Source organism: Defluviimonas salinarum (assembly GCF_026013545.1).
GTDB lineage: Bacteria > Pseudomonadota > Alphaproteobacteria > Rhodobacterales > Rhodobacteraceae > Albidovulum > Albidovulum salinarum.
Genome location: NZ_JAPDOG010000004.1, coordinates 43,726 through 57,444 on the forward strand (window position 1 = coordinate 43,726; position 13,719 = coordinate 57,444).

The following is a 13,719-nucleotide window of genomic DNA, read 5'->3' on the forward strand; positions in this document are numbered from 1 at the left end:
GAATGCTTACCCAAGTCTTAATTTAGCGCGTTTCGCGGCGGTCGGGGGGACAAAAGTCTTAAATGGTTAATTCGCAATTGGTGTCGATGACCGGCTTTTCCGCCCGCCGCGGCGAGGGCTGCGGCTATGGATGGGCCTGGGAAATCCGATCGGTCAACGGCAAGGGGTTCGACCTGCGGCTCCGGCTGCCGGACTGGATCGAGGGGCTGGAGCCGGCGGTGCGGGCAGCGGTTGCGCGGGTGGCGAGCCGCGGCAACATCACGCTGTCGCTGAAGCTGGCGCGCGACGGCGGCGGCGAGGCGCTGCGGGTCAATCCCGCCGGGCTCGACGCCGCACTCGCGGCACTCGCGCTGGTGCGGGCGAAGTCCGAGGCGGCGGGGATTCCCGTGGCCGATCCGAGCGCGGTCGAGATCCTTGCCCTCCGCGGCGTGACCGACCAGGGCGGCGAGGCGGAGGAGACCGGGCCGCTCCGGGACGCGCTTCTCGCGGATCTCCCGCCGCTTCTGGATGATTTCGCAGCGGTGCGCGCCGCCGAGGGCACAGCGCTGGCCGGGGTGATCGAGAGCCGCATCGACAGGATCGAGGCGCTGACCGCCTCGGCGGCCACTGCCGCCGAGGCGCGGCGGCCCGAGATGGAGCGGGCGCTTTCCGACAACCTCGCGCGGGTGATGGCCGGCGCAGCCGAGGCCGATCCGGCGCGGGTGGCGCAGGAACTGGCGGTTCTGGTCGTCAAGGCCGACGTCAGCGAGGAGATCGACCGGCTCATTGCCCATGTCGCGGCGGCGCGGGCGCTTATGGCGGAGCCGGGCGCGGTCGGCCGGAAACTCGACTTTCTGATCCAGGAGTTCATGCGCGAGGCGAACACGCTCTGCTCGAAATCCGGAAATGCCGGGCTGACCCGGATCGGGCTTGACCTCAAGACCGTCATCGACCAGATGCGCGAGCAGGTTCAAAACGTGGAATGACCATGAAGCGCAAGGGTTTGCTCATTATTCTCTCGTCGCCCTCCGGTGCTGGGAAATCGACGCTGGCGCGGCGGCTGATGGCATGGGACCAATCCCTGCGCTTCTCGGTCTCCGCCACGACCCGCGCGCCGCGCCCCGGCGAAGAGGACGGGCGGGAATACTATTTCCGCTCGCGGCCTGAATTCGAGGCGATGGTCGAGGCCGGCGAGATGCTTGAACATGCCGAGGTCTTCGGCAATCTCTACGGTTCGCCCAGATCGCCCGTCGAGGCGGCGATGGCCGAGGGGCGCGACACGATCTTCGACATCGACTGGCAGGGCGGCCAGCAGATCCGCAACTCGGCACTCGGGCGCGACGTCGTGTCGATTTTCGTGCTGCCGCCGTCGATCGCCGAGCTGGAGCGGCGGCTCAGGTCGCGGGCGCAGGACAGCGACGAGGTGATCGCGGGCCGCATGGCCAAGTCCGAAGCCGAGATCAGCCATTGGGCGGAATACGACTACGTTCTGATCAACGAGGATATCGACCGCGCTGAATCCGAGCTCAAGACGATCCTCACGGCCGAGCGGATGCGCCGTGACCGCCAGCCGGATCTGGCGGAGTTCGTCCGCGGCCTCAACCGGGAGTTTGCTGCAAGATGATCTACGAACTCGATGGAATCGTGCCGGAAATCGGCGAGGACGCCTGGGTCGCGCCGGGCGCGAACCTGATCGGCAAGGTGGTTCTGGAGGCGGGCGCCAATGTCTGGTTCGGCTCCACGCTGCGCGGCGACAACGAGGAGGTCCGCGTCGGAAGCGGTTCCAACATCCAGGAGAACTGCGTCCTGCACACCGACATGGGTTTCCCGCTGGTGATCGGCGCGGACTGCACCATCGGCCACAAGGCGATGCTGCACGGCTGCATCATCGGCGAGGGCTCGCTGATCGGGATGGGCGCGACGGTGCTGAACGGCGCGAAGATCGGCAAGGGCTGCCTGATCGGCGCCGGTGCGCTCATCACCGAGGGCAAGGAGATCCCTGACGGCAGCCTCGTGATGGGGGCTCCGGGCAAGGTCGTCCGCGAACTAGATGCGGCGGCGCGGGCGAAGCTCATCGCCTCGGCGGCGCATTACCGCGCCAACGCGGCGCGCTACCGTGCGGGCTTGCGCGAGACCTGAGCCGGGTCAGATCCGGGCCGGCTCCGCGACCACTAGAAGATCGAAATCAATTCCCACGCAGGCGCCCCGGACCTCGGCCGTGACCTCGGCCGGGCAGGGGATCGGCCCGGTCACGGCGCGCAGGGCGCCGCCATAGCCGAAGGCTGCGAGGCGTCGTGCGAGATCGAGGATATCGATCCCCGGCCCGATGAGCGGCGTGATCACCACGTCCGGCATCACCTGCGCGAGCGCGCGGAGGTCAAAGGTCTCGGAGCCGATGCTGACGGTACTGAGCCGCCCGAGTCCGGGCAGGCTGGCGGCGAGATCTTGCGGTAGATCGACCAGCAGGGCGCGGATCGCGCCCGCTCCGATCTCTGCCTGTTCGTTGTGTCGTGCCGCCCCCATGACATCCTGCTTGCCCGGTTCGCCTGTCGGAAGGCCGATGCGAACGATTCTCAGCTCCTCATCTATCCTGTCCCGGCGACCGAGGAAACCTCCGCGGAGATTTACAATGGATGCGCGCTGGCTCAGGGTGCGGCTCCGGTTCGGGCAAGGGGGCGAAGGCGATGCGCAAGGAAGAAATCGGAACGGTCCTTGACGGGGTGCCGATGGCGCTGGTGCTGGCCGGGCCGGACCAGCGCGTCGTGGCCGCCAACGAGGCGGCGACCGCGCTGTTCGGCGCCGCGATGGTCGGCCGGCCCTGCAACGCCTTCCTGCGGCATCCGGATTTCCTCGGCGGTCTCGAGGCGAGCCTCGGCGCCCGGCGCCGTTCTACCGCCCGCATCCTCCATGCCGGGGCGGGCCGCGAGACCCATCTTGAGGTGACGTTCAGCCCGATGCCGGTCGAGAACCGCTCCGGCACGCTGATCGCCTTCGAGGATCTCACCGCCTTCGAGCAGGCCGGCGCGATGCGCCGCGATTTCGTCGCCAATGTCAGCCATGAGTTGCGCACGCCTCTGACCGCGCTCGTCGGCTTCATCGAGACCCTGCGCGGCGCGGCGCGCGACGACGCGGGCGCGCGCGAGAGGTTCCTCACGATCATGGAGCGCGAGGCCGGCCGCATGATCCGGCTCGTCAACGACCTCCTGTCGCTCAGCCGGGTCGAGGCCGAGGAGCGGCGCCGGCCCTCCGACGAGGTTGAGATCCTCGGCCTTCTCGGCAGCGCGCTGGCGAGCCACAAGGACGCGGCGGCGGCGACCGGCGTGACCCTGCGGCTCGAACCCTGTCCGGGTCCGGTGAAGCTCAGGGCCGATGCCGACCAGTTGACCCAGGTCTTCCACAACCTCATCGAGAACGCGTTGAAATATGGCGCCTCCGGCAAGGAGGTGACGGTGCGGGTGTCGCGGATCGAGCGCGAGCCGGTGCTGCGCGGCCCGGCCGTGCAGATCGAGGTCATCGACCGCGGCGAGGGAATCGATCCCCTGCACCTGCCGCGCCTGACCGAGCGGTTTTATCGGGTCGATACCCACCGGAGTCGCGAAAAGGGCGGAACCGGGCTTGGTCTCGCGATTGTAAAACACATCGTTAACCGTCACCGCGGCCGGTTGCGGATCGAGAGCGAACTCGGAAAAGGTAGCAGATTCATGGTGATACTGCCGTCCGGCTAGCGATTTCCAATGCGCGGACCTGTCGCGGCCGTCATAAAACTGTTACTGAAGCGTCACAAAAGCATAGCGGCACGCTTCTACACGGGCGGCGAGGTCGTCATGGGGCGGCCGCAAGTGACTTGCAGGAGAATGCAATGGCTTCCGTGAAATTCACCGTCTCGGCTCTCGCGCTGGCTGCCGCCGCGACCGCGGCCGACGCCCGCGACCAGCTCCAGATCGCCGGCTCCTCGACGGTTCTGCCGTATTCCACCATCGTCGCCGAGCTCTTCGGCGAGAACTTCGACTTCCCGACCCCGGTCGTCGAGGGTGGCGGTTCGGGTGCTGGCCGCAAGAAGCTCTGCGAAGGCGTGGGCGAGACCACGATCGACATCGCCAACTCCTCGAGCCGCATCAAGCAGTCGGACATCGACCTGTGCACCACCAACGGCGTGACCGAGATCATGGAAGTCCGCATCGGCTATGACGGCATCGTCTTCGCCTCGGACATCAACGGCCCGGAATTCGCCTTCACGCCCGCCGACTGGTTCAGCGCGCTCGCGGCCGAGGTCGTGGTCGACGGCGCAGTCGTCGCCAACCCGAACAAGAGCTGGACCGATATCCGCGCCGACCTGCCCGCGCAGGACATCCTCGCCTTCGTCCCGGGCACCAAGCACGGCACCCGCGAAGTCTTCGACGAGAAGGTGATCCTCGCCGGCTGCGAGGCCACGGGCGCTTTCGAGGCATTCAAGACCGTCGCGGGCGGCGATGAGGACGCGGCCGAGGAGAAGTGCATGGCGCTTCGGACCGACGGCGTGTCGGTCGACATCGACGGCGACTACACCGAGACGCTGGCCCGCGTGGACGCGAACAAGAACGGTATCGGCGTGTTCGGCCTTTCGTTCTACCAGAACAACACCGACAAGCTCGTCGTCGCGACGATGGACGGCGTTGTCCCGACCGTCGAGGCGATCGCGGCCGGCGACTACCCGGTCTCGCGCCCGCTCTACTTCTACGTCAAGACGGCGCATCTCGGCGTGATCCCGGGCCTGCAGGAGTACATCGACTTCTTCGTCTCGGACGACGTCGCCGGCCCGGACGGCCCGCTCGCCGAATACGGCCTCGTGTCGGATCCGGAACTGGCCGCGACCCAGGAAATGGTTGCCGCCGGCACGCCGATGGCGCCGTTGAACTGATCTCCAGCCTTGCGGGCGGCGCGATTGACGCCGCCCGTTCCTTCACTCGGAACCTCCCATGAACATTGCCGTCCTCGTCCTGATCGTGCTGGCCATCTCCGCGGCGGGCTACGTGCTGGGCCGTCACCGTGCGCTGTCCGGCGCGCAAGGCGACCGTCGCAACCTCCACTCGCTCATCGGCTATTACGGCCAGACGGTGTTCCTCTTCGCCTCGGTTCCGGCGCTTTTTCTGCTCGCCGTTTGGCTGTTCCTGCAGCCGATGCTGATCGAGGCGCGGGTGGGCGCGATGATCCAGCCCTCCGACATCCCCGAGGGCGGATCGGCCACCCTGGTGATGAGCGACGTGCGCCGTCTCGCCGAGGGGCTCGATGCCGCGATCGCGTCAGGTGCGGTTACTGAAGAAGCGCTCGCCGGTTTACAGGCTGGTGACGCCGAGCTCGGCAGCCTCCTGAGTGACGCGGGCGTCGCGCTCGGCGCCGAATTGCGGCCGAACGTGCTTGAGGCGGCGAAGGCCTACCGGTCAGACAGCCATGGCGCGCGGCTGGCGCTGACCGCGGCGGTGATTGCGGTGTCGCTCGTGGGGGCGCTTCTGTCTCTGCTCCGCGTCTCGCCCGAATATCGCGCCCGCAATGTCTTCGAACGCTTCGTCCTCGCCGCGCTGATCGCCTCGTCGCTGGTCGCGGTGCTGACCACCGCGGGCATCATCGCTTCGCTCCTCTTCGAGTCGATCCATTTCTTCCAGCTCTACCCGGCCAAGGACTTCTTCCTGAGCCTGACCTGGAACCCGCAGTTCCGAGGCGGCTCCGACCTGGGCATCTGGCCGCTTCTCTGGGGAACGCTCTACGTCTCCTTCGTGGCGCTGATCTTCGCGGTGCCGGTCGGGCTGCTGATCGCGATCTACCTGTCGGAATACGCCTCCAAGCGGCTGCGCACCTTCGCCAAGCCCGCGATCGAGATCCTCGCCGGCATCCCGACCATCGTCTACGGTCTCTTCGCGCTGATCACGGTCGGCCCGCTCCTGCGGGATTACTTCGCCCAGCCGCTCGGGCTCGGCACGTCCTCGGCCTCGGTGATGACGGCGGGCCTCGTGATGGGGATCATGCTCATTCCGTTCGTGTCCTCGCTGTCGGATGACATCATCAACGCGGTGCCGCAATCGCTGCGCGACGGTTCCTTCGCGATCGGCGCGACGCAGTCCGAAACCGTGCGCCAGGTGATCCTGCCGGCCGCATTGCCAGGCATCGTCGGCGCGATCCTTCTCGCCGCGAGCCGGGCGATTGGCGAGACGATGATCGTCGTCATGGGGGCAGGGGCCGCGGCCAAGCTTGACCTCAACCCGTTCCAGGCGATGACCACGATCACCGTCAAGATCGTCAGCCAGCTTACCGGCGACACCGAGTTCGCCTCGCCCGAGACGCTTGTCGCCTTCGCGCTCGGGATGATGCTCTTCCTCTTCACGCTGGTGCTGAACGTGCTCGCACTCGTCGTCGTGCGCAAATACCGGGAACAGTACGAATGACCGACGCCTCCCTTCCGACCACGCCGCACCGCGGTTCGCTGATTGAGGTCGACGCCCGCACCCGCCGCCGCAACGCGGCCGAGAAGCGCTTCCGCCTCTACGGCCTCGTCGCGCTCGGGATCGGCCTCGCGGCGCTGGTGATCCTGCTCACCTCGGTCCTCTCCAACGGTGTCAGCGCCTTCCGCCAGACCTCGCTCGTGCTCGAGATGAACCTCGACGCGGCCGTGCTCGACAAGAAGGGCAACCGCGATCCCGAGGAGATGAAGAAGGTCACCACGATCGGCTACGGCAAGCTCATCGACAAGGCGCTGAAGGAAGCCGTCGCCGCGAAGGGGATCGCGATCGAGGGGCTGACCGACAAGGACGTCGCCAACATGATCTCCAAGGAGGCGGCGGCACAGGTGCGCGAGCGGGTGCTCTCCAATCCGGATCTCGTCGGCGAGACGGTGACGGTCAAGGTGCTCGCCAACGGCCGGATCGACGGCTACCTCAAGGGCCGAGTGACGATGCAGAGCGCCGAGCGCGACAGCAACGTGACGCCGAACCAGCTTCGGCTCGCCGATGCGCTGATGGCCGAGGGGCTGCTCGTCAAGGCCTTCAACTGGGACTTCATCACCGGCCCGGACGCCTCGGAGCTTCGCCCCGAAGCCTCGGGGCTCGGCGTCGCGATCCTCGGCTCGGCCTACATGATGATCATCGTTCTAATCCTGTCGCTGCCGATCGGCGTCGCCGCCTCGATCTATCTGGAGGAATTCGCGCCGAAGAACCGCTGGACCGACCTCATCGAGGTCAACATCTCGAACCTCGCGGCGGTGCCGTCGATCGTCTTCGGGATCCTCGGTCTCGCAATCTTCATCAACTTCGCAGGTCTGCCGCAATCGGCGCCCATCGTCGGCGGGCTGGTGCTGACGCTGATGACGCTGCCCCGGATCATTATCCCGACCCGCGCGGCACTCGGCGCGGTGCCGCCGTCGATCCGCGAGGCGGCGCTCGGTGTCGGCGCGTCGAAGATGCAGACGATTTTTCACCATGTGCTGCCCTTGGCGATGCCCGGCATCCTGACCGGCATGATCATCGGACTTGCCCAGGCGCTCGGCGAGACCGCGCCGCTTCTCCTGATCGGCATGGTCGCCTTCGTGCGCGACTTCCCGGCCGCGCCGCCCGAGGGCTTCTTCGATCCTGCCGCGGCGCTGCCGGTGCAGGTCTACAACTGGACACAACGCGCCGATCCCGGCTTTGCCGAGCGGGCCTCGGGTGCGATCATCGTTCTGCTGGTGTTCCTGCTGGTGATGAACGCGGTCGCGATCCTGCTGCGCAACCGATTTGAACGGCGGTGGTAAGAATGGCGGAGACTCAAACCATGGAAGACATGCGACTGGCCGACCGCACCGCGTCGGCGCGCGAGAACAAGATCACCGCCCGCGGCGTGCAGGTCTATTACGGCACCAACCACGCGATCAAGGACGTCGATGTCGACATCGCCGACCGCACCGTCACGGCCTTCATCGGTCCGTCGGGCTGCGGCAAGTCGACCTTCCTGCGCTGCCTCAACCGGATGAACGACACGATCCCGATCTGCCGAGTCGAGGGGCGGATCGAGATCGACGGCGAGGACATATACGACAAGCGCGTCGATCCGGTGCAGCTCAGGGCCCGCGTCGGCATGGTGTTCCAGAAGCCGAACCCGTTCCCGAAGTCGATCTACGACAACGTCGCCTACGGGCCGCGCATCCACGGCCTGACCCGCAACCGCGCCGAGCTTGACGAGGTCGTCGAGAAGTCGCTGCGCCGCGCCGCCTTGTGGAACGAGGTCAAGGACCGGCTGACCTCGCCCGGCACCGGGCTTTCGGGCGGCCAGCAGCAGCGGCTCTGCATCGCCCGCGCGGTCGCGACCTCGCCGGAGGTGCTCCTGATGGACGAGCCCTGCTCGGCTCTCGACCCGATCGCGACGGCGCAGGTCGAGGAACTGATCGACGAATTGCGCGAGAATTTCTCGGTGGTGATCGTGACCCACTCGATGCAGCAGGCCGCCCGCGTCAGTCAGCGCACGGCCTTCTTCCACCTCGGCAATCTCGTCGAGTTCGGCGAGACCGGCCAGATATTCACCAACCCGCGTGATCCGCGCACCGAAGCCTATATCACCGGCCGGATCGGCTGAGGGAGACCGACATGAGCGAACAGCACATCCTGCGCGCCTTCGACCGCGATCTGGAGGCCGTCCAAGGACTCGTCATGCGCATGGGCGGCATGGTCGAGACCGCGATCCTCGACGCCGCCGAGGCGCTCGCCGCACGCGACGAGGACATGGCCGAGAAGGTGCGGGCCGGCGACAAGGCGATCGACGCGCTCGAGGAGAAGATCAACGAGGAGACGGCGCGCCTGATCGCGCTGCGCGCGCCGGCCGCGTCGGACCTGCGCACCGCGCTCTCGGTGCTGAAGATCGCCTCGAGCCTGGAGCGGGTAGGGGACTTTGCCAAGAACATGGCGAAACGCACCACGGTTCTCAGCCAAATGCACGACATTCCCGGCGCCGGCGGCGCGCTCAAGCGGATGTCGAAGGCGGTGGTGCAGATGCTGTCTGATGCGCTCGATGCCTACAATTCGCGCGACGTGGCGCTGGCCGAGGACGTGCGCGCGCGCGATCGCGAGGTCGACCAGATGTACACCGCGCTGTTCCGAGAGTTCCTCACCCACATGATGGAGGATCCGCGCAACATCACGCCCTGCATGCACCTGCACTTCATCGCCAAGAATATCGAGCGGATGGGCGACCATGCCACGACGATCTCCGAGCAGGTGATCTACCTCGTCACGGGCGCCATGCCGGAGGAAAGCCGGCCGAAGGCGGACAGCGTGACCACGGCCGGCATCGAAGGGAAGTGAGATGCAGGCGCCGAGCGTATTGGTGGTCGAGGACGAGCCCGCACAGCGCGAGGTTCTGATCTACAATCTCGAGGCCGAGGGCTTCCGCGTCGCCCAGGCCGACAACGGCGAGGAGGCGCTGCTTCTCGTGGCCGAGGAGGCGCCCGACCTGATCGTGCTCGACTGGATGTTGCCCAACGTCTCGGGGATCGAGGTCTGCCGGCGGCTGAAGTCGCGGCCCGAGACGCGCGGGGTGCCGATCATCATGCTCTCGGCGCGGTCCGAGGAAGTCGATCTCGTGCGCGGGCTCGAGACCGGGGCCGACGACTACATGGTCAAGCCCTATTCGGTCGTCGAGCTGATGGCGCGGGTGCGCACCCAACTGCGCCGCACGCGGCCCGCGGTCCTGGGCGAGACGCTGGAATACGCGGACATCACGCTCGATGCCGAGACCCATCGGGTGCACCGCGACGGCAAGGCGCTGAAACTCGGCCCGACCGAGTTCCGGCTGCTGGCGACCTTCATGGAAAAGCCCGGCCGGGTCTGGAGTCGCGACCAGCTACTCGACCGGGTCTGGGGGCGCGAGATCTATGTCGACACCCGCACCGTCGACGTGCATGTCGGGCGGCTGCGGAAGGCACTCTGCGCCCAGGGCGGCGAAGATCCGATCCGCACGGTGCGCGGCGCGGGCTACGCGCTCGGCTGAGGCCGGGCCTCAGCGCCCGGCGCCGTCGTCGCCGAAGCGGGAGTCGTCGTCGTATTCATCCTCGCCCTCGGGCAGGTACTTGCCCGAGAGCCGGATCGAATGGTCGTCGTGGCGGGGATCCATGACCACGTCGGAAGGAAGCTCGCCGGACAGCCAGTCACGGATTTCCTCGCGCGCGTCGGAGGGTTCCTGTCCGGTCAGTTCGGCGACATAGGCGATGAAGGCGCGCTGATCGCCGTCGATTTCCTCAAGCTCGGTTTCGTCGGCGTCGGGCCATTTGTCGAGGATCGCGTCAAAGAACGCAGACCAGTTTTCCTGAACATGATGCCATTTCATCGCGGATGCTCCGCCGGGAATTGTTGTTTTTTCCAGTCTGCACCCGATCGCTCAGTCAGAAAAGAGCTTCGGCAGAGAAAACGCCGCGAGCGTGGCGCCGGCCAACTGGGCCAGGACGAAGGCGAGGATGTGGGCGGGGTCGATGCCGGCGAAGGTGTCCGTGAGCCCTCGCGCGATGGTCACGGCCGGGTTGGCGAAACTCGTCGAGGCAGTGAACCAGTAGGCGCCGGCAATGTAGGTGCCGACCAGCGCCGGCACCTGGGCCGGGGCGTGGCGCAGCCCGCCGAGGATCGCGAAGAGAAGGCCGAAGGTGGCGATGACCTCGGCCAGCCACTGCGCGCCGCCGGTGCGTGCGGTCGTTGAAACCTGCAGGATTTCGAGGTCGAACATCGCGTGGGCGAGCCAGACCCCGACGATCCCGCCGGCGACCTGCACGGCGGCATAGGCGGCGGCCTCGGCCGGGGCGATCCGGCGCATCAGCGCGAAGGCGAGCGTCACGGCGGGGTTGAAATGCGCCCCCGATACCGGGCCCAGCACGGTGATCAGCACATAGAGCGCGCAGCCGGTCGGGATCGCGTTGGCAAGGAGCGCGAAGCCGGTATTCCCGCCCGAAAGCGTCTCGGCCATGATCCCCGAGCCGACTACGGCGATGAGCAGGAAGGCGGTGCCGAGCGCCTCGGCGACAAGTCGTCGGGTCATCAGAGCGTTCCGATCCGGGCAAGCTCGGCCGAGAGCGCGGCGCGGTCCATGCTTTCGAACGGCAAAGCGAGAAGGAGATGGGCCCGCGCCGAGAGGATGTCCCAGGCCTCGGCGAAGGCGGCGGGCTGGTCGGGTTCGGCCGCGGCGGCCGGATCCTCGACGCCCCAATGGGCGCGGAGCGGCGCGCCCGGCCACATCGGGCAGGTCTCGCCTGCGGCCGAGCCGCAGACCGTCACCACCATGTCCATCGCGGGAGCCTCGGGGCCGGCAAATTCGTCCCAGCTCTTCGAGCGCAGGCCGGAGATGTCGATGCCCTTGCTGTCAAGGAGCCGCAGGGATTGCGGATGGACCCGGCCCGCGGGGCGCGATCCGGCGGAGAAGGCGCGGGCGCGGCCCGCGCCGTCACGGTTCAGGATCGCTTCGAGCAGGATCGAGCGCGCGGAGTTGCCGGTACAGAGGACGAGTATGTTCATGCCCGCCCTCTAGCGTGCGAGTGTAACGGTTCTGCGAAGTGGAGCGGTTTCAGAACCAGCTCTGCACGGTGCGGGCGCCGCCCGAGACATCTTCGCCGACACCGGCCACGGTGTTGCAGGCCGCCAGCGCCAGAAGGACGGTGAGCAGGGCAATCTTCTTCATCGGGTCATTCCTCATACCACCAGGTTTCGGGCTGGAAGCCCGGCCAGTCGCCGTATAGCGGAATTCGCTCGGGGTAGTGAAGATGCGCCGAATGGGCGATGCGCGAGACCTTGGAGAACCAGACCGGGATCACGTAGCGCCCCGCCGTCAGAACCCGGTCGAGCGCCCGGGTCGCAGAGATGAAATCCTCCTGGCTGCGGCTTTCAACCATCGCCTTGATCATCGCCTCGGCCGCCGGCGCGTTCATGCCCATCCAGTTACGGCTGCCGGGTTCGGTGACCCCCTTAGCGCCCCAGTAAAGGTATTGCTCGTTGCCGGGGCTGAGCGACAGGGCGCGCGTGTACCAGGCCATGCCGAACTCGTAGTTGTTCGTACGCTCCTTGTACTGGGCGCTGTCGACCACGGTCACGCGCGGGAAGATGCCAAGGTTCTTAAGCGCCTCGACATAGATGTCGACGACGGTCTGGGTCTCGGTCGCACCGGCGGCGAGAAGGATCTCGAACTCGAAGGGTGCGCCTTCGGCGTTCTTCAGAACGCCGTCCTCTACGGTCCAGCCGGCCTCCTCCAGAAGCGCCACGGCCTTCCTGTGCGACTTGCGGTCGAGCGCGCGGTCGGCGCTTCCCTCGGGCAGCGCGTAGCCCTCGATCGTGCCGGGCGGCAGTTCGGTGGCGAAGGGGGCGAGCAGTTCGGCCACCTTGCCCTCGGCCGGGCCGGCGCCCATGCCGAGCACCGAGTTCGAGTAGTACGAGCTGATGCGCGGTTCGGTGCCGCCATTCATGGTCTGGTTGATGAACTCGAAATTGAAGGCGAGGATCATCGCCTCGCGCACCCGCCAGTCGGCAAAGACCGGCAGGCGGGTGTTCATGACAAGGCCGGTGATGCCCGAGGGCCGCTGGTTCGGAATTTCCGACTTCACCACCTCGCCGGATGTCACGGCCGCGAAGTCGTATTGGCTCGCCCATTTGGCCGCGTTGTATTCGCGCTGGCTCGTGGTCTCGCCGGCGGTGAAGGCCTGAAGCACAATGTCCCCGTCGCCGAAATAGTCGTAGCGGATCTCGTCGAAATTGTTCTGGCCTTTGTTGAAGGCGAGATCCTTGCCCCAGTAGTCGGGGTTGCGCTTGAAGCTGATGAAGCGGCCGGGCTCGAAGGCGTCGACAACATAGGGGCCTGAGCCCACCGGCACGTCGAGCGAACTGGCGGTGAAGTCCTTGCCCTCCCACTGCGCCTTCTTCAGGATCGGCCGCATCCCCATCAGAAGGGCAAGCTCGCGGTCGGCGGTATCGAAGGTGAAGCGGACTGAATGCTCGCCGGTCTGTTCCATCTTCGCAACCTTGGACCAGGCGGTCTGGTAGCGCGGGTGGCCGGTCGTGCCGAGCGTCTCGTAGCTCCACATCACGTCCTCGATCGTGACCGGGCTGCCGTCGGAGAACCGCGCCTCGGGGCGCAGCGTGAACTCGACCCAGGTCCGGTCCTCGTCGGTCTCGACCGATTCGGCCAGGAGGCCGTAGAGCGTGAAGGGCTCGTCGATTGAACGGCCCATAAGCGTCTCGACCGTGTGGAGCCCGAGACCCCAGGGAGCCGTGCCCTTGAGGATGAATGGGTTGAGTGAATCGAAACCGCCCGGTTCGCCGAAGAGGATACTTCCCCCTTTCGGAGCCTCCGGGTTCACATAAGGAAGCGACACAAAATCAGGTGGCAGGGCAGGACGGCCATACATAGCTATGCCGTGCTGCGGCTCTGCTGCGGCGATCGGCGCGGCGATCGGCGAAGCGGCCATAAGCGCGGTGAGGCACGCAGCCTGTCCAAGCCGGGTGAAGAAATACGTTCTCATTTGGTCGACAATCCCAACTGCTCTTGTTCGTTAGGCGCAGACGCTAGCCGTGCTTTCCTGCCTTTTCAAACTTTTAGCTTGGCCGTGGGCGAAGGACCGCGTATAAAGAATGCACTGCTCGATAGGTTTCTTGCCTGTATGAAACCTGCCTCAACAACTTAACGCCCGCCTTGCGCGGGCGTTTTTTTGTTGGCTTTGCGGCTACCCCGTCAACGGCATGAACGCGGTCGTCCGTTCAAGAGAATCGGTTTCAC

General features: G+C 66.5%; 16 protein-coding genes. 10 read left to right on the top strand and 6 right to left on the bottom strand.

The annotated features are described in order from the left end of the window. Positions 1-86: 86 nt before the first annotated feature. Genes OM960_RS05740 through OM960_RS05750 form a run of 3 tightly spaced genes read left to right on the top strand, consistent with a single transcriptional unit; the run spans position 87 to position 2,118 of the window. Positions 87-965 (top strand): YicC/YloC family endoribonuclease, encoded by an 879-nt coding sequence (locus OM960_RS05740; protein ID WP_264771340.1) that lies wholly within the window; start codon positions 87-89, stop codon positions 963-965. Positions 966-967: 2 nt separating this feature from the next. Further along, the gene (gmk, locus tag OM960_RS05745) at positions 968-1,603 is read left to right on the top strand and encodes a guanylate kinase (RefSeq protein ID WP_264771471.1); all 636 of its coding nucleotides are present in this window, start codon (positions 968-970) and stop codon (positions 1,601-1,603) included. Beyond that, positions 1,600-2,118, top strand: a complete 519-nt coding sequence (locus OM960_RS05750; RefSeq protein WP_264771341.1) for a gamma carbonic anhydrase family protein — start codon at positions 1,600-1,602, stop codon at positions 2,116-2,118. Before gmk ends, OM960_RS05750 begins: the two co-directional genes overlap by 4 nt. Positions 2,119-2,124: 6 nt before the next feature. Here the strand turns inward: OM960_RS05750 and OM960_RS05755 are convergent, their stop codons facing one another. After that, on the bottom strand, positions 2,125-2,502 hold the full coding sequence (locus tag OM960_RS05755; RefSeq protein WP_264771342.1) for a hypothetical protein: 378 nt from the start codon (positions 2,500-2,502) through the stop codon (positions 2,125-2,127). 161 nt (positions 2,503-2,663) lie between these two features. Between OM960_RS05755 and OM960_RS05760 the strand changes: the two genes are divergently transcribed. The 7 genes from OM960_RS05760 (at position 2,664) to phoB (ending at position 9,963) form a co-directional block, all read left to right on the top strand. Continuing rightward, positions 2,664-3,704 (top strand): ATP-binding protein, encoded by a 1,041-nt coding sequence (locus OM960_RS05760; protein ID WP_263332827.1) that lies wholly within the window; start codon positions 2,664-2,666, stop codon positions 3,702-3,704. Between the two features lie 134 nt (positions 3,705-3,838). Further along, entirely contained in the window at positions 3,839-4,876 is a 1,038-nt protein-coding gene (locus tag OM960_RS05765; protein ID WP_264771343.1) for a substrate-binding domain-containing protein, read from the top strand. Positions 4,877-4,934: 58 nt separating this feature from the next. Beyond that, positions 4,935-6,395: a phosphate ABC transporter permease subunit PstC gene (gene pstC, locus OM960_RS05770; protein WP_264771344.1), complete on the top strand. Its 1,461-nt coding sequence runs from the start codon at positions 4,935-4,937 to the stop codon at positions 6,393-6,395. Further along, complete coding sequence (gene pstA / locus OM960_RS05775) at positions 6,392-7,735, top strand: phosphate ABC transporter permease PstA (protein ID WP_264771345.1); 1,344 nt, start codon at positions 6,392-6,394, stop codon at positions 7,733-7,735. Before pstC ends, pstA begins: the two co-directional genes overlap by 4 nt. Before the next feature lie 20 nt (positions 7,736-7,755). Then, the gene (gene pstB, locus OM960_RS05780; RefSeq protein ID WP_263332835.1) at positions 7,756-8,553 is read left to right on the top strand and encodes a phosphate ABC transporter ATP-binding protein PstB; all 798 of its coding nucleotides are present in this window, start codon (positions 7,756-7,758) and stop codon (positions 8,551-8,553) included. An 11-nt stretch (positions 8,554-8,564) separates the two neighbouring features. Next, on the top strand, positions 8,565-9,278 hold the full coding sequence (gene phoU, locus OM960_RS05785) for a phosphate signaling complex protein PhoU (protein ID WP_263332836.1): 714 nt from the start codon (positions 8,565-8,567) through the stop codon (positions 9,276-9,278). 1 nt (position 9,279) lies between these two features. Beyond that, the gene (phoB, locus tag OM960_RS05790) at positions 9,280-9,963 is read left to right on the top strand and encodes a phosphate regulon transcriptional regulator PhoB (RefSeq protein WP_264771346.1); all 684 of its coding nucleotides are present in this window, start codon (positions 9,280-9,282) and stop codon (positions 9,961-9,963) included. 9 nt (positions 9,964-9,972) lie between these two features. Here the strand turns inward: phoB and OM960_RS05795 are convergent, their stop codons facing one another. Genes OM960_RS05795 through OM960_RS05815 form a run of 5 tightly spaced genes read right to left on the bottom strand, consistent with a single transcriptional unit; the run spans position 9,973 to position 13,465 of the window. Continuing rightward, positions 9,973-10,299 carry a hypothetical protein gene (locus tag OM960_RS05795; protein ID WP_263332841.1) on the bottom strand — a complete coding sequence of 109 codons (327 nt, stop codon included), beginning with the start codon at positions 10,297-10,299 and terminating at the stop codon, positions 9,973-9,975. A 51-nt stretch (positions 10,300-10,350) separates the two neighbouring features. Beyond that, on the bottom strand, positions 10,351-11,001 hold the full coding sequence (locus OM960_RS05800) for an aquaporin (protein WP_263333242.1): 651 nt from the start codon (positions 10,999-11,001) through the stop codon (positions 10,351-10,353). Next, complete coding sequence (locus tag OM960_RS05805) at positions 10,998-11,471, bottom strand: arsenate reductase ArsC (RefSeq protein WP_264771347.1); 474 nt, start codon at positions 11,469-11,471, stop codon at positions 10,998-11,000. Before OM960_RS05805 ends, OM960_RS05800 begins: the two co-directional genes overlap by 4 nt. Positions 11,472-11,520: 49 nt before the next feature. Beyond that, complete coding sequence (locus OM960_RS05810) at positions 11,521-11,634, bottom strand: entericidin EcnA/B family protein (protein WP_263332845.1); 114 nt, start codon at positions 11,632-11,634, stop codon at positions 11,521-11,523. A 4-nt stretch (positions 11,635-11,638) separates the two neighbouring features. Next, positions 11,639-13,465 (bottom strand): extracellular solute-binding protein, encoded by a 1,827-nt coding sequence (locus OM960_RS05815; protein ID WP_263332848.1) that lies wholly within the window; start codon positions 13,463-13,465, stop codon positions 11,639-11,641. Positions 13,466-13,719: the final 254 nt, after the last annotated feature.

Bases quoted from the DNA above. Each gene is read 5' to 3' on its own strand.
- OM960_RS05740 (WP_264771340.1), top strand. From the start codon at position 87: ATGACCGGCTTTTCCGCCCGCCGCGGCGAGGGCTGCGGCTATGGATGG.
- gmk (WP_264771471.1), top strand. From the start codon at position 968: ATGAAGCGCAAGGGTTTGCTCATTATTCTCTCGTCGCCCTCCGGTGCT.
- OM960_RS05750 (WP_264771341.1), top strand. From the start codon at position 1,600: ATGATCTACGAACTCGATGGAATCGTGCCGGAAATCGGCGAGGACGCC.
- OM960_RS05755 (WP_264771342.1), bottom strand. From the start codon at position 2,502: ATGGGGGCGGCACGACACAACGAACAGGCAGAGATCGGAGCGGGCGCG.
- OM960_RS05760 (WP_263332827.1), top strand. From the start codon at position 2,664: ATGCGCAAGGAAGAAATCGGAACGGTCCTTGACGGGGTGCCGATGGCG.
- OM960_RS05765 (WP_264771343.1), top strand. From the start codon at position 3,839: ATGGCTTCCGTGAAATTCACCGTCTCGGCTCTCGCGCTGGCTGCCGCC.
- pstC (WP_264771344.1), top strand. From the start codon at position 4,935: ATGAACATTGCCGTCCTCGTCCTGATCGTGCTGGCCATCTCCGCGGCG.
- pstA (WP_264771345.1), top strand. From the start codon at position 6,392: ATGACCGACGCCTCCCTTCCGACCACGCCGCACCGCGGTTCGCTGATT.
- pstB (WP_263332835.1), top strand. From the start codon at position 7,756: ATGGAAGACATGCGACTGGCCGACCGCACCGCGTCGGCGCGCGAGAAC.
- phoU (WP_263332836.1), top strand. From the start codon at position 8,565: ATGAGCGAACAGCACATCCTGCGCGCCTTCGACCGCGATCTGGAGGCC.
- phoB (WP_264771346.1), top strand. From the start codon at position 9,280: ATGCAGGCGCCGAGCGTATTGGTGGTCGAGGACGAGCCCGCACAGCGC.
- OM960_RS05795 (WP_263332841.1), bottom strand. From the start codon at position 10,299: ATGAAATGGCATCATGTTCAGGAAAACTGGTCTGCGTTCTTTGACGCG.
- OM960_RS05805 (WP_264771347.1), bottom strand. From the start codon at position 11,471: ATGAACATACTCGTCCTCTGTACCGGCAACTCCGCGCGCTCGATCCTG.
- OM960_RS05810 (WP_263332845.1), bottom strand. From the start codon at position 11,634: ATGAAGAAGATTGCCCTGCTCACCGTCCTTCTGGCGCTGGCGGCCTGC.
- OM960_RS05815 (WP_263332848.1), bottom strand. From the start codon at position 13,465: ATGAGAACGTATTTCTTCACCCGGCTTGGACAGGCTGCGTGCCTCACC.